Below are 15,225 nucleotides of genomic sequence, written 5' to 3' on the forward strand. Positions count from 1 at the left end.
TTAGCGCTCATTTTTAGGGAGAAACCTTCTAATATCAATTTCCTTGTCTAAAGGCACTCCGCTTTCTACAAAATCATACAATGCTTTTGCCATTGATGGCCCCAGCATTACTCCTCTTGTTCCAAGTCCGTTTAAAATATGAACCGATTTACGGATAATATGTGTCCCAACCAAAGGTCTTCTGTCTTTTACGGTAGGACGAACACCGGCAAAATGTTCTACTATTTCAAAGTCACAGCTTATAATCTCTTTTATCCTATCAACTAGTTCCGTTTTTCCTTCTTCTGTGGGTAAATCGGTTTTGTCTTTCCAATTGTAAGTAGCACCAACTTTAAACAAATCATTTCCTAGAGGAAGGATAAAAACACTCGTATTAACAATTATATCCAAATTTAATTCGGGAGCTTTAATGATAAACAACTCGCCTTTGGTCCCATCTAATGGTAAATGATTAAAAAACGGATTAGAGTGTAATCCAAAACCCTCGGCAAAAATAATATGCCTTGCCTCAATGTCTTTGTAACGAATACCATTTGACGAAAATTGCAAAGCATCATAATCAAATGACTCTTCTCTATAAAGTGTATTTTGAGTAAGATATTCTTTGTACTTAGATAGCAATATTGCAGTATCCACATATCCGGTTTTAAGCACTTCACCGTATCCATAAGGAGATTCTATACCAGGATATTTATTATATAATAATTTAGTAGAGAGAAAAGGAGCTAAATTAATTTTATCTGAAGCTGTGAACCAGTTGTTTTGTTCTTCAACAGAAAAAAATTTCCTCAGAATGGGTTTCTTAAAATCAAATTTGGTTTCTAGTTTTTTTTCTAAAACTGCATAAAAATCATTCATTAAAAGCAACTGCTCTTGGGCCTTCCATACTTCGCTAAATCTTTTTAAAATAACAGGATTATATAAACCTCCCGCAATTTTAGACGAATTTTGAGAATTATTATCCAAAACCAAAATAGACTTATTATCATTCAAAGCCATTTCAGAAAATGAAATACCTGCAAGACCAGAACCTATAATTAAATAATCAATCATTCGTATAAAATAACTTTAAAATAATGTACAAAGTAAGTAAATTAAAACCAAACTGAAAACAAAAAACTCTTACTATGACAGTAAGAGTTTTTGTTATTTATGTAATAATGAAATTAATAGTTCCACATATCTGATTCGAAATTTCGAATTTTTTCTTTCACCCTTTCAGATTCAAGCAATTGATTTTGTGAATTATCTTTCATGTAATCTTTAATCTCTCTGTCTCCGTAAACATTTTCTTCTTTATATATAATACTGTTGAAACGTCTTGAATTCAATATATGATCAAAAGAAACAGGCATTGCAGAATTTTTATCATTGAAAGCCTTAGCTTCATGTAAAGCTTCTCTTGCATCAGGGAAAAACACCCAGAACAATTCTATATAATCTTTTTCATCACTATTCATAGTGTAAACATCAGGAGTTACCGGACAAATACCCAATAAACGATATTTCAATTCACTTTGACGTTTGTCAAAATACCAATACCCTTTAATTTTATACTGTGTAACGTCCTGTGCGGTAAGTTCAGACCTCATGATATATTGTTCAGAAACTTTCATACCAGCATTAACCTGCTCTCTTCCAGCATCTGTTGTATCCACACGTGACAATGAAGATTCAATATCCTTTAAAGATTTCTTTGTATTAAAATAACTATCAGTATATACTTCAGTAATTTTACCATTTTTCATGGCTGTAGTCAATACATTATATAAAGATTTCCTGTTAGAACCTAGATTCTCATCAATAGGAAAATATAAAGGAAAATTAATTTTTTCGCTTAAGTCAATTTTTTCCCAAGTCGTTTTACCCATCAATACATCCCTATCATGAACATAACCATAAGCTAATGGCTTATCATTATCTGAAATGAGTTGAGCAGCAGTCTTAAGTCCAATTTGGCTAGGCGTTTTCGCATTTAGCAAATTAGATTGCGCATAAGAAGCGGTTCCAAAAATAGAAACGGTTACTATTAAAAATTTTCTTAGATTCATCATGGTATCAATATAGATATTTAAGTAGTTATAAATAACCTACTTCTTATTGTATTTCAAAAATTACTGGTGCAGTTCTAGGTAATAAATAACTACCAGCACCTACAAGTTTCGTTTTAATATCAGAAATGGTAACTTGATCACCTCTTCCTGCTTTAGCAATAATTGCTTTACATCTTGCATCTAATCTGTCCCCTTGAACAACCACTGTAGGTTGACCAGTTACTTTCAAATTAAACCCAACTACATCCAAACCAACTTCAAAATCAAAATCTTCTAATTTAGCACCAATAGTAGCAACTTCAAGATTTGATTTAGGTCCTTTTACAACACCTGTTTCTCCTCTAATTGTACCTGTAGGTCCAGGAATCCCTTTAATTCTGAAAGTTTTCTTATCCGTAACTTTATCACCATTTGGTAAAGTTCCAGTAACTACAATTGTAGCTTCTGTTCCCGCACCAGGAGACATATTAAATCTTCCTTTTCCTCCAGCTGGGCTCAAACCAGGACCAGATGCTGAAACTTTATCAGCAGCAATACCTGCAAAAGAGATTGAAATTGGATTCACAACCCCTCTATAAACCACATTCATTTTATCAGCTGAAATTGTAGCGGAATTAGGTTTAGGAACTACTACGTATTTTCCTTGAAATTTTAAAGGAACGTTTTTTCCATCTTCCATAAATGAAAACTGTCCATTAATACTTTGATCTCCAATACCTCCTGCGATCATAGAAATCATCGCTTGACCATTTACAATTTTTCCAGGACCAGCAAATGAAGTAGGCTTAGTATTTGCATCATACCTACCTAATACCACTTTACCTGTTACCGTTTCACCTTGAAAATAAGCATTCTTATCGAGAACAACAATTGCTTGATAGTTACTGTAAGATGCTGCAGCCACAGCGGCTTTACCTAAAGCTGAACCGTATACGTCAGACTCCGATTTTTTAATATCATTTTGCCAAGCTGAAAGTTTAGCAACTGATGCAACAGCGGGAAAACTTTTAAAATGATATGCCAAATACTTATCAGCTAATCCTTCTTTATTTTTAACATCTGTTATATCAAATTTTTTATCAATCTCAGATAAAATAGAAGCGTACTTTTTATCAGATCCAAGAGCTGATTTCATATCACCTTTATACTTTTCTATTTTTGCAATAATTTCATTACCTCTTGGAGAATAACCTTCTCCAACAAACCAACTATCGATATTATCACCTTTATCCATTTCTTCATAAGGTAATTTCCCTGTTTCAGAATCTACTTCAAAACCATTTAAAACTTCTGTTTTTAAAGTTGAAATAAACTCATAAAAATCCTTTGTAGACGACTCTACTTTATGAGCAGTTACAGCCGCTAAAGCAAATTCACCTTTAGCTTCACTAGCTTTTGCATCTAAAGCCATCAACAAACCAGCATTACTTAATTGAGAAGATGTATTTGAACTTTCAAACTTTTCATTCATTAATCCGAAAGCAGATAAAACTTCTTTCGACATATTCATTGCTAACATTGCGATAAAAACCAAGTACATCAGGTTTATCATCTTCTGCCTAGGGGTTAGTTTTCCTCCTGCCATATTTTCTACTAATTAGTTTATTAATATTTATTTAAATTAAAGTATAAACTAATTATCCTTTATTATGCATTGCAGAAAGCATTCCGCCATAAACGTTGTTTAATGAAGACAAATTCGTAGTCAAAGACTGCATTTGATCTTTTAATTTGATATTGTTCTCTACAACTTCTTCATTAATTTGAGCGTTTCTTGAAGCACTTTGCAACTGTATTTTATACAAACTATTTAAAGATTCCATTTGAGCAGCAGCCAATGTTAATTCTTCGCTGTACTTTTTAGTAGAAGCCATCGAGTCTACAGTAGGTGCAATTCCTTTAGCAGCTGATTCAAAGTTTTTAATGCTATTTCCTAAACTCGACATTAATTCACCGTCAATTTTAGCATCTTTCAACATAGCATCTAATTTTTGAGACAACAATCCTTGAGCATCAGCTGGAGATTCCACTTTTGCTTTTTTATTTCCAACCGCTGAACCATTAGCCAATTCTGGATAAACTAATGTCCAGTCTAGATCATTATCAACCGGCTCAAAAGCAGAAAGAGCAAAAATTAAAGCTTCAGTCAGTAAACCTATAGATAACATCAGAGTACCCGTCAAAGGTCCTATTTCAAAGTGTGTAATTTTGAATAAAGCTCCTATAATTACTACTGCAGCACCCATTCCATATGCGAAATTCATTGCTTTTTTACTTAATATTGCCATATTTTATTTTTTTTTAAGGTTTAATAGATTTGGATTGTTTTTTATTTTATTTTCTTCTTTTCCCAGTAATTTTACCGGTTGTCTGTATTCCCATATAATCCTGAACGGTTCTAAAACCGATGAAACTTCTAGCAGAATCTGCGTATTCAAAATCTCTCGTACCTACTTGTAGGAAATAGGCAACGTCTTTCCAAGAACCTCCACGAACCACCTTACGTTTATTAGAATTATCCATTACATTTGGATTCATAGACGATACATATTCATATGCATTTGGGTCATATGATGAATCAGTCCATTCAGCAACATTCCCTGCCATATTATACAGGTTATAGCCATTAGGATCGTATGATTTTGCTTCTACTGTATACAATGCCTGATCAGCAGCATAGTCACCTCTACTTGGCTTGAAATTAGCAAGGAAACAGCCTCTGTCATTTTTAGTATAAGGTCCACCCCAAGGATATGTAGCCGACTCCAGACCACCTCTAGCTGAATATTCCCATTCTGCTTCTGTAGGTAATCTAAATGAATTCACATCATCAGTATGATTCTTTTTAGATCTTATATAACTGTTTTTATACAAAGTTCTCCACGCACAAAAAGCTTTTGCTTGAGTCCAAGTAACTCCTACAACCGGATAATCCCCGTATGCCTGATGCCAGAAATAATCATTATGCATAGGTTCGTTATAAGAATAAGCAAAATCTTTAATCCAAGTTGTTGTGTCAGGATATACTTTTACTTGTTCAATCTTAATGAAATCTTTTCTTTTACTTGTTTTAGATTTTGCAGCAGCCTGAATATCCATCCATGAGTAACGAAACTTCAATTGATTCACATCTATAGTTCTCAAACCATTATATGACTCGGCTATAGGGATGTACATAGAGTCCATTACCTCAACATAATATTCATCTGGATACAACTTAGGATCTTTTATTAATTTCACTTTTTTATTCAGCTTTCTCCCTGCATATGGATCATCATCAGTACCAAAACTGTAATAATTATTATACATATACTTATCATACGCAGTCATTTTTTCAGGATCAGAATCATTAAAAGCGAAATCACCAATACTTCCAGCGTTTTTACCTTTGCCGCTTGTTGATCCTGCCTTAATTCCTGACATATCCGCATAAATAGCTAATTTCACTCTCATAGTAGAGTCTTTTACCCATTCTACAAATTTACGATATTCACTATTTGTAATTTCGGTCTCGTCCATATAAAATGAACGTACAGTAACCGTTTTAGTTGGCGCATCTTGAACTTCAGCTAAATCAGCGTCTGATTTACCCATAATAAAAGAACCACCTGGCACTAAAGTCATACCATAAGGCTTTTCAGGATGCCATTTCGCTCCCTTTACACCTACTAATTCGCCTTTGTCTCCTGATTTACCACAGCTAGTTAGTAGTGCTAAAATTGCCATAAATGCAATGAACTTCTTCATATAAATTCGGGTTATAAATTCATTAATTTTTAAGGATGTAAACCTATTTATTATTTTTTAAAAAAACAATTATTTTACACTAAACAAAATTCTTTTTTATAAGAAAAAATTGAATAGGTAATTTCACTTTAAACGATGTTTTTTCGTTGTGCTTTCCACCATCTCTCTGGCAACTCTTGATTACATGCTGCCAAATACTCTTCGTAGGAACAAGGTAATAACGTATTTCTTTTTAATTTATTATTACCATTCGAAATAAAAGGTATCTCAATCCACCATCTATCGGTTTTGTCACTTTTATAAAAAACAAGCACTTCTTCCTCAAGAGGTACTATATATTTTAAATAATTTTCCCTGCTCCCAAATGGATATTCGAAAGAACGATAATGATAACCTTCAATAAAATACCATATTATCTGTGCAATTAAAACGGATTCTTGCAAAGAATTATTGTGATTAAACACCCCAAAAGAGGAAACCTTATCACTAATTCCTGCATATCTTGACAAAGAACAAATCTCTTTCCCGTTAAAACCGTTTGGCGCAAAACTGGCAATATTCCCCGAATCAGCTGATTTCACTGAGTTCAGATCAACACTTACCAAATCTGCATCTCTAAATACCGGTTCTGCCAAAGAAATATTATTCGAAATTTCTCCTAATCTATATCCATCGAAAAATAATTTTTCCACTAAATCTATCTCCTCTTGCGAATTATAATAGGTTTGATACCCAATATTGCAATAATTAAAAAGATTATTTGGCTCATCAATAATTATTTTAGTCAAATAAGATGTAGCCGGAACCCCTTCATTTTCTTTTCCGAAATCAAATTTACTATCAATCGAAACCAAATTCACCATTTGCTCTAAATCATCGTAAGCCCTATACATTGCATAAGTCAAATCTTGAGAACCTCCTATCACTATAGGAATGATTTTTTTCTTTATTAGACCTGAAGCCACTTTTCGCAAAGCAAAATATGTATCATTAATCGAATCCCCAGCGAGAATATCTCCTAAATCAGCAATAGATGCATCCCAATTACCAGGAAACATACTGTATAATTCTTTACGAATTGCTGTCAAATCTACCTCAGCTTCTCTTTTATTATTCCCTCGATTATCTAAAACACCTATAACAGCTATTTTAATTTGATTCAAATCCGGGAATTGTTCTTTGGTATGAAAAACAATTTTACTTCCCAATTCCTGTGAAGAAAAAGCATTTATCAATTCAAGGATTTCATTATCTATAGGTTTTAGAAAATCAAATTCCATTATTCTATTTTTATTTCCTTTCTCTATTCTTTCCAAAGGAGAGAACAGGATCTGGAATATGATTATTTACTCTTTCTTTTTTGCAGGTGCTTTCTTCACGGCAGCTTTTTTAACCGCGGGCTTCTTTAGCGCTGCTTTTTTAGCTGGAGTTTTTTTAGCTGGTGTCTTTTTAGCAATCATTTCCTGAACTTCTTCTAGAGTCAACTTTGTAGCATCAACTTCTTTCCCTAATTCAATCTTGATTTTCCCTTTTGTAATAACCGAACGTCCCCAACGAGCCTTCTCCACCAGAATCCCTTCTTCTTCCCAGTTGTGAAGTACTTTATCAATGTTTTTCTGCAATTTATCCTCAATCAACGCTTCTATATCTTCTTGAGATAGATTATCGAAATTGTATTTCTTGCTCACATTGATAAAAAGTCCATTCCATTTAATAAAAGGACCAAATCGACCAACACCTTTTTGAACACCTTCTTCTTTATAAACAGCTATTGGCGCATCGGCTATGGCTTTTTCATCAATCAGTTCTTTTGCTCTTTCCGCATCAACTTCAAGAGGATTTTCGCCTTTTGGCAAAGAAATAAAAACACTTCCGTGACGTACATAAGGACCAAAACGACCATTACTTACCTCAACTTCTTCTCCTTTATATTCTCCTAAATTTTTAGGCAACAAAAACAAATCCAATGCTTCTTCCAAAGTAATGTTTCCAATGTTTTGCTCCTTCATCAAGCTAGCGAACTTCTTCTCTTCATCATCTGCTTCACCAATTTGAGCCATTGGGCCAAACTTCCCTAAACGAACACTCACTTGCTTTCCAGTTTTTGGGTCTTTACCCAAAATTCTTTCTCCGCTTTCTCTTTCTGCATTCGCCTCTACTTCTTTCACATTTGGGTGAAATTTATCGTAGAACTCCTGCATCATTTGAGTCCAGTTAACATTTCCCTCGGCTATTTCGTCAAAGTCATGTTCCACTTTTGCAGTGAAATTATAATCCAGTATTGCTTCAAAATTCTTAACTAAAAAGTCAGTTACAATTGTCCCAATATCTGTTGGCACTAACTTTCCTTTATCAGAACCTGTGTTTTCTTTTAATAACTTCTCCCCTACTTTACCGGATTGTAGTGTTAATTGAGTGTAATTTCTTTCTTGACCGTCAAGATTTCCTTTTTCAACATAATTTCTGTTGATAATAGTAGAAATTGTAGGTGCGTAAGTAGATGGACGACCTATTCCTAATTCTTCCAGCTTCTTTACTAAAGAGGCCTCAGTATATCTTGCAGCTGCTCGCGAATATCTTTCGGTTGCATTAATATAGTTGTTTTGTAACTTTTCGTTAACCTTCATACTCGGCAACATACCTTCTTGCTCTTCTTCATCGTCATCATGACCCTCAAGATACACCTTCAAGAATCCTTCAAAAAGCAATACTTCACCTGACGCAGTAAATATTTCGCCGTGATTATTAGCTTCAACTTTTACATTAGTACGTTCTAATTGCGCATCACTCATTTGAGAAGCCAATGTTCTTTTCCAAATCAAATCATACAAACGAGCCTGATCTCTATCAATATTTACTGTATGTCTTGACATATCAGTTGGACGGATAGCTTCGTGAGCTTCTTGTGCCCCTTTGCTCTTATTAGTAAATGTTCTTGGCTTAGAAAACTCCTTTCCATACGATTTGATGATTTCAGCTTCAGCGGCATTCATCGCGTCATTAGATAGATTCACACTATCAGTTCTCATATACGTTATCAATCCAGCCTCATACAAACGTTGAGCTAATTGCATAGTAATTCCAACCGGTAAATACAATTTACGAGCTGCTTCCTGTTGTAAGGTCGAAGTGGTAAAGGGTGCAGTTGGTGATTTTTTAGTCGGTTTAGTTTCTAAATCCGCTACCTTATATATAGAACCTATATTTTTATTTAAAAAATCTTCGGCTTCTTTTTTTGTATTGAAATTTTTAGGAAGTTTTGCTTTGAATGATTTTCCTGCTTCATTAGTAAACTCAGCAACAACAGAATAAGTTGCAATTGCATTAAAGTTTTGAATTTCACGCTCACGCTCCACAATCAAACGAACTGAAACTGATTGCACACGACCCGCAGACAAACCTCCTTTAATCTTTCTCCATAAAACAGGAGATAATTCGTAACCAACTAATCGGTCTAATACACGACGTGCTTGTTGTGCATTAACTAAATTATAATCAATTTCACGTGGATTCTCAATAGCTTTTAGAATTGCTGTTTTCGTAATCTCGTGAAATACAATACGTTTTGTTTTTGACTTGTCTAAATTCAATTCTTCGGCTAAATGCCAAGAAATAGCTTCTCCCTCTCGATCCTCATCACTTGCCAACCAAACCATTTCAGCTTTCTTTGCCAAGCCTTTCAACTTAGCTACTAACGCTTTTTTATCAGCAGAAACTTCGTATTTTGGTTTAAAACCATTTTCAACATCAACTCCTATTTCCTTAGAAGGCAAGTCGGCAATATGCCCATAACTCGACTCTACTTGAAAATCAGTTCCTAGAAATTTCTCGATTGTTTTTGCCTTTGCAGGTGACTCAACTATTACTAAATTCTTTGCCATTGCTCTATTTTTCTAGGACAAAAGTATATTTTTTTTTTAGATATTGAGATTTTGAACTGATTTAAAAAAATTAATTCAACAATAAAGCAGGCTCACTCCTATATAAAAGATACAGTTTTCAAATCCACACAGCCTATAAAATAAAAAACAAAAAGCTAAAAATAATCCAAAAACATTGTTAATTCTTCGTCTGACATCTTGTCACATTCATTCAAATAATTGTACCTTTGCGACCTTATTAAATTACACTTTTGAAAGTGACTTATGGAAAAGATTATTGAAGAAAGCAAACAAGGCGAAAGTCTTGTTCTAGAGAATAAACCCGAAAACACAAAAAAGCTATTCATAGAAAGCTATGGATGTGCAATGAATTTTTCAGACAGTGAAATAGTAGCTTCTATTTTGTCTGATAATGGATTCAATACCACCCAGATTCTAGAGGAAGCCGACTTGGTTTTAGTAAATACTTGTTCCATAAGGGATAAAGCAGAACAAACCATTCGAAAAAGATTAGAAAAATACAATGCGGTAAAACGCATTAACCCAAAAATGAAGGTGGGCGTTTTAGGCTGTATGGCTGAGCGTTTGAAAAGCCAATTTTTAGAGGAAGAAAAAATTGTAGACCTAGTAGTAGGCCCTGATGCCTATAAAGATTTACCTAGTTTACTTCAAGAAGTTGAAGAAGGACGTGATGCAATAAATGTGATTTTGTCGAAAGATGAAACTTATGGCGACATCTCCCCTGTTCGATTAATGAGTAACGGAATAACTGCTCTTGTTTCAATCACTCGTGGCTGTGATAATATGTGTACTTTTTGCGTAGTTCCCTTTACAAGAGGACGCGAACGCAGTAGAGAACCACAAAGTATCATGAAAGAGATACAAGATTTGTGGGACAAAGGTTTTAAAGAAATCACTCTTTTAGGCCAGAATGTAGATAGCTATTTATGGTATGGAGGTGGCTTGAAAAAAGATTTTGTATCAGCTTCAGAAATGCAAAAAGCAACTGCAGTGGATTTTGACCAGTTATTAGAAATGGTAGCTGTAGGTTTTCCAAAAATGCGAATTCGTTTTTCAACTTCGAATCCGCAAGACATGCACGAAAGTGTATTACACGTGATTGCTAAATATCCAAACATTTGCAAGCACATTCACTTGCCTGTTCAATCTGGAAGCAATAGAATTCTAAAAGAAATGAATCGTTTGCATACCCGTGAGGAATACATGACGTTGATAGATAAAATCAAAACTATTATTCCAAATGGTTCTATTTCACAAGATATGATTACAGGATTCCCTACTGAAACCGAAGAAGACCACAAGGACACTTTGAGTTTAATGGAATATGTGAAATATAATTTTGGTTATATGTACTCTTATTCTGAACGCCCAGGAACATTAGCTGGCCGTAAAATGGAAGATGATGTTACCGAAGAAACAAAAGCCCGAAGATTACAGGAAATTGTTGATTTACAACAAAAACACGCTTGGTTACGTTCAGAAGAATATATTGGACAAACCGTAGAAGTATTAGTTGAGAAACTTTCGAAAAAATCAAAAGAAGAGTTTTCAGGTAGAAATTCACAAAGCATAACCGTAGTTTTCCCAAAGGAGCATTATAAAATTGGTGACTTTGTTAATGTAAAAATAACAAATTGCACCAGCGGAACTTTAAAAGGAGAAGCTGTTGGTTTAAGCGAAATGAATTAACATACTATATAATGACAAAGAAAAATATAATAGTTGCTTTGATTACTTTTATTGTAGGTTTTGGCTCAACGTTTTACATTATTAGAACATTCTTCCCTAAAAAAGAAGTAGTGAAAACGGTTACCATAAACGATACGATTTCTACAACCAAGGAAGAGAATGTTGACAAATAAAAAAGTCTAAAGTTTAGGTTTTTAGATTTTCGAAAGAAAGCTAAACTTAAACAAAGAAAACTTTAAACAATACATAAATGGAGTCCGTACAAGCCATAAAACAGCGATTTGAGATTATCGGAAATGATCCGAAATTGAATCGCGCCATAGAAAAAGCAATTCAGGTTGCCCCTACTGACATTTCAGTGTTAGTTGTAGGGGAAAGCGGTGTAGGGAAAGAAAGTGTCCCAAAAATCATACATTCGCTTTCACATAGAAAACACGGTAAATACATTGCCGTAAACTGTGGCGCAATTCCAGAAGGGACAATTGACAGTGAATTATTCGGACACGAAAAAGGGGCGTTTACAGGTGCGACAAGCACTCGTGAAGGTTATTTTGAAGTGGCTGATGGCGGGACAATATTTCTTGATGAAGTAGGCGAATTACCTCTTACCACCCAAGTTAGATTACTTCGTGTGCTAGAAAACGGTGAATTCATCAAAGTAGGTTCCTCACAGGTTCAAAAAACTGATGTCCGAATTGTAGCCGCTACAAACGTCAATTTATTCGACGCTATCGAAAAAGGAAAGTTTCGAGAAGATCTATACTACAGATTGAGTACAGTGGACATTCTACTTCCTCCTTTACGCGACCGAAAGGATGATATTCATTTATTGTTCAGGAAATTCTCGTCTGATTTTGCACATAAATATAAAATGCCTCCACTTAAACTGGATGACAATGCCGTTCAGGTTTTACAAAAATTTCGTTGGAGCGGAAATATTCGCCAGTTGCGAAATGTAGCCGAACAAATTTCGGTTTTGGAAACCAATCGAGACATAACTGGAATGACGCTGCAATCTTACCTTCCGCATGAAGGAAGTAACCTGCCATCGGTAATCAAGAATAAAAAAGCGGAAAGTGATTTTAGTACGGAAAGAGATATTTTATACAAAGTCCTTTTTGACATGAAAAGTGATTTGAACGATTTGAAGAAACTGACATTGGAATTGATGAAAAACGGCGCATCTAAAGCCAAGGACATCAATCCTAATTTAATTCAGAAAATATATGGCTCAAATGAAACTGACAGTGAAATCGATTTTGAAGAAGAGCCTCGAACTGCGGTAATGACTACTCAAAACAATTCGGAAAGTTACGACGAGCAGGAAGACAATTATCTTTTTGCCGAAACAATCGAAGAGGAAGAGATATTAAAACTAGAGCAGAAAGAGATTGAAATGATTAAAAAATCATTAGAAAAAAACAAAGGAAAAAGAAAAGCTGCCGCAGATGAATTAGGAATATCTGAAAGAACTTTATATCGAAAAATAAAGCAGTTTGATTTGTAAATCAAATAAAAAACAAAACCCAAATTCCAAAATTCATATATTTGAAAAATGGAATTTCAATAATTAGAATTTCTAATCCCAATTATGAAAAAAGCGTATTCCCTTTTATTATTGATTAGTTTATCAATCTTTGCAAGTTGTTCCGTATATAATTTTACGGGAACTGGAAAAATTGACGCCAAAACATTTCAGGTTAATTTTTTCAACAACAATGCAGAACTGATAGAACCCGGAATTGACAGAACCTTTACACTAACATTACAAGATTTAATACAGAATCAAACTAATTTAAATCTAGTAAAAAGCGGCGGGGATCTTACCTATGAAGGTGAAATCACATCCTATAGAATAAGCCCTATGACTGCTACTGCAGATCAACGAGCAGCACAAAACCGATTGAGCATTAGAGTTAATGTTCGTTTTAGTAACAGAAAGAAAGAGACTGATAATTTTGAAAAAACATTCGATTTCTTTTATGACTATCCTGCTGAACAACAATTAACAGGAGCTACACTAAATAACGCGGTTAAAGTGATTTTTGAAAGAATAACACAAGACATATTTAACGAGTCCCTTGCAAAATGGTAACAAAGTAGTACTCAGTTGGAAATTATACAAACTGAAAATACTGATTACTGAACTCTGATTACTGAACACTGAACACTATATAATAAATGAACGTAACCGATTATACTCACTTAATAAACAAACCAAACACTATCAGTGAAAATCAAACTGTAGCATTGGAGAAAGTACTGGATGAGTTTCCTTTTTTTCAAAGTGCCAGAGCTCTTCGATTAAAAGGGCTTTATAATCAAAATAGTTTCAGGTATAATTTTGCTTTAAAAGTTACAGCTGCACACACAACAGACAGAACAGTTTTATTTAACTTCATCACTTCGGATTCATTTATTGCTATCCAAAAAGATTTATACGATAGAAAATCGCTTGAACTTCTAGACATTGATGTAATCGACAGTGAAATAGTTGTTACCGAAGTAAAGCCGCAAATAAAGCCAAACACAATAGAGCAATCTATACTAACTTCAATTAAAGAAGCATCAACTCCTGAAAGTCTTGAAAACACAAAAGTAGTTGAGAAAAAATTAGCCATAGGAACTCCATTAGACTTCTCAGTAAATGAAAAACATTCATTTCAGGAATGGTTACAACTTTCTCGTTTACAACCTATAGAAAGGGAAGTTGAAACTAAAAAAATCCCTGAACCACTGATAATCGATGAAGACAAAAAGAAAAAAGCGGAGCTAATCGATAGATTCATCGAGACAAGTCCGAAAATTTCTCCTGTAAAAGGAGTCTCGCCAGTTGTACATATTGACATCAATAAAGACGACAATACTAATTTAATGACCGAAACCCTGGCTAGAGTTTACTTAGAACAAAAAAAATATCAAAAAGCGATTCAAGCTTATGAAATATTAATTTTGAAATATCCAGAAAAAAGTAGTTTCTTTGTGGACCGTATATCGGATATTAAGATTTTACAACAAAATAATAATTAATCAATGAGCACATTTTCAATTTTTTTAGTTTTAATTACAGTAGTTTGCTTTCTATTAATCGTAGTTATAATGGTTCAAAACCCTAAAGGTGGTGGATTATCTTCTACATTAGGAGGACCTCAAATGTTAGGTGGTGTACAAAAAACAACGGACTTTTTAGATAAAAGTACTTGGACATTAGCCACTATATTAATCGGACTTATATTACTTTCAAGCTTAAGCTTTACTGGAGCATTAAGTGATACTGATTCAAAAATAATTGACAATACTGAAGCAGCGGCTCCAAGTACGGTAGCTCCAGTTGCTCCTGCACAAGATGCACCAGCAGCTACTAATCCAGCAAAATAATTTTTTTTCAAAATATTCTAAATGCCAGCCTGTCAAAGCTGGCATTTTTTATAGGAAATAATGTCAGTTTTATAAGGATGGCACAATTTCTGAATTCGAATATACATTCTAAATAAAAAACAATAAAAATATATAATCATGGCTTTAAACATTAAACCGCTTTCAGACCGCGTTCTAATTGAACCAATCGCTGCAGAAACTAAAACAGCTTCAGGAATTTTCATTCCAGACACAGCTAAAGAAAAGCCGCAAAAAGGAACTGTCGTTGCAGTAGGAAATGGTACAAAGGAACACGAAATGACTGTGAAAATTGGTGATAGCGTACTTTACGGAAAATATGCTGGAACTGAGTTAAAACTAGAAGGAAAAGATTATTTGATTATGCGTGAGGAAGATATCCTTGCCATTATCTAAAATCCCCTCCCGACCTCCCCGAAGGGAAGGAGACTAAACGA

General features: G+C 34.2%; 14 protein-coding genes. 7 read left to right on the forward strand and 7 right to left on the reverse strand.

Features of this window, described 5'->3' with window-relative positions; genetic code table 11:
* From FLAK523_RS00885 to topA, 7 genes are all read right to left on the reverse strand, one after another.
* Nucleotides 1-1,053, reverse strand: coding sequence for an FAD-binding oxidoreductase (locus FLAK523_RS00885; RefSeq protein WP_248905428.1), 1,053 nt, complete (start codon nucleotides 1,051-1,053; stop codon nucleotides 1-3).
* A gap of 113 nt (nucleotides 1,054-1,166) precedes the next feature.
* Nucleotides 1,167-2,051 carry a gliding motility protein GldN gene (gldN, locus tag FLAK523_RS00890; protein WP_248908112.1) on the reverse strand — a complete coding sequence of 295 codons (885 nt, stop codon included), beginning with the start codon at nucleotides 2,049-2,051 and terminating at the stop codon, nucleotides 1,167-1,169.
* A 46-nt stretch (nucleotides 2,052-2,097) separates the two neighbouring features.
* Nucleotides 2,098-3,639 (reverse strand): gliding motility protein GldM, encoded by a 1,542-nt coding sequence (gene gldM, locus FLAK523_RS00895; RefSeq protein WP_248905430.1) that lies wholly within the window; start codon nucleotides 3,637-3,639, stop codon nucleotides 2,098-2,100.
* 52 nt (nucleotides 3,640-3,691) lie between these two features.
* Complete coding sequence (gene gldL / locus FLAK523_RS00900) at nucleotides 3,692-4,342, reverse strand: gliding motility protein GldL (protein WP_248905432.1); 651 nt, start codon at nucleotides 4,340-4,342, stop codon at nucleotides 3,692-3,694.
* Nucleotides 4,343-4,388: 46 nt separating this feature from the next.
* Nucleotides 4,389-5,801 (reverse strand): gliding motility lipoprotein GldK, encoded by a 1,413-nt coding sequence (gene gldK, locus FLAK523_RS00905; RefSeq protein WP_248905434.1) that lies wholly within the window; start codon nucleotides 5,799-5,801, stop codon nucleotides 4,389-4,391.
* A 128-nt stretch (nucleotides 5,802-5,929) separates the two neighbouring features.
* On the reverse strand, nucleotides 5,930-7,081 hold the full coding sequence (locus FLAK523_RS00910; protein WP_248905436.1) for a formimidoylglutamase: 1,152 nt from the start codon (nucleotides 7,079-7,081) through the stop codon (nucleotides 5,930-5,932).
* Nucleotides 7,082-7,147: 66 nt separating this feature from the next.
* Nucleotides 7,148-9,682 carry a type I DNA topoisomerase gene (gene topA / locus FLAK523_RS00915; RefSeq protein ID WP_248905439.1) on the reverse strand — a complete coding sequence of 845 codons (2,535 nt, stop codon included), beginning with the start codon at nucleotides 9,680-9,682 and terminating at the stop codon, nucleotides 7,148-7,150.
* A gap of 264 nt (nucleotides 9,683-9,946) precedes the next feature.
* On the opposite strand from topA, the gene miaB reads away from it, so the two are divergent.
* The 7 genes from miaB to groES all read left to right on the forward strand — a co-directional run bounded on the left by miaB (nucleotide 9,947) and on the right by groES (nucleotide 15,184).
* The gene (gene miaB / locus FLAK523_RS00920) at nucleotides 9,947-11,392 is read left to right on the forward strand and encodes a tRNA (N6-isopentenyl adenosine(37)-C2)-methylthiotransferase MiaB (RefSeq protein WP_248905448.1); all 1,446 of its coding nucleotides are present in this window, start codon (nucleotides 9,947-9,949) and stop codon (nucleotides 11,390-11,392) included.
* 11 nt (nucleotides 11,393-11,403) lie between these two features.
* Entirely contained in the window at nucleotides 11,404-11,565 is a 162-nt protein-coding gene (locus FLAK523_RS00925; RefSeq protein WP_248905450.1) for a hypothetical protein, read from the forward strand.
* A gap of 77 nt (nucleotides 11,566-11,642) precedes the next feature.
* Nucleotides 11,643-12,899, forward strand: coding sequence for a sigma-54-dependent Fis family transcriptional regulator (locus FLAK523_RS00930; RefSeq protein WP_248905451.1), 1,257 nt, complete (start codon nucleotides 11,643-11,645; stop codon nucleotides 12,897-12,899).
* A gap of 84 nt (nucleotides 12,900-12,983) precedes the next feature.
* Entirely contained in the window at nucleotides 12,984-13,487 is a 504-nt protein-coding gene (locus FLAK523_RS00935; protein ID WP_248905453.1) for an LptE family protein, read from the forward strand.
* 86 nt (nucleotides 13,488-13,573) lie between these two features.
* Complete coding sequence (locus tag FLAK523_RS00940; RefSeq protein ID WP_248905454.1) at nucleotides 13,574-14,422, forward strand: tetratricopeptide repeat protein; 849 nt, start codon at nucleotides 13,574-13,576, stop codon at nucleotides 14,420-14,422.
* A 3-nt stretch (nucleotides 14,423-14,425) separates the two neighbouring features.
* A complete protein-coding gene (gene secG, locus FLAK523_RS00945; protein ID WP_248905463.1) occupies nucleotides 14,426-14,770 on the forward strand; it encodes a preprotein translocase subunit SecG in 345 nt (114 codons plus the stop codon).
* 138 nt (nucleotides 14,771-14,908) lie between these two features.
* Nucleotides 14,909-15,184, forward strand: a complete 276-nt coding sequence (gene groES / locus FLAK523_RS00950) for a co-chaperone GroES (protein WP_248905465.1) — start codon at nucleotides 14,909-14,911, stop codon at nucleotides 15,182-15,184.
* The last annotated feature ends 41 nt before the right edge of the window (nucleotides 15,185-15,225 follow it).

The sequence above is a fragment of the Flavobacterium sp. K5-23 genome (genome assembly GCF_023278045.1).
GTDB lineage: Bacteria > Bacteroidota > Bacteroidia > Flavobacteriales > Flavobacteriaceae > Flavobacterium.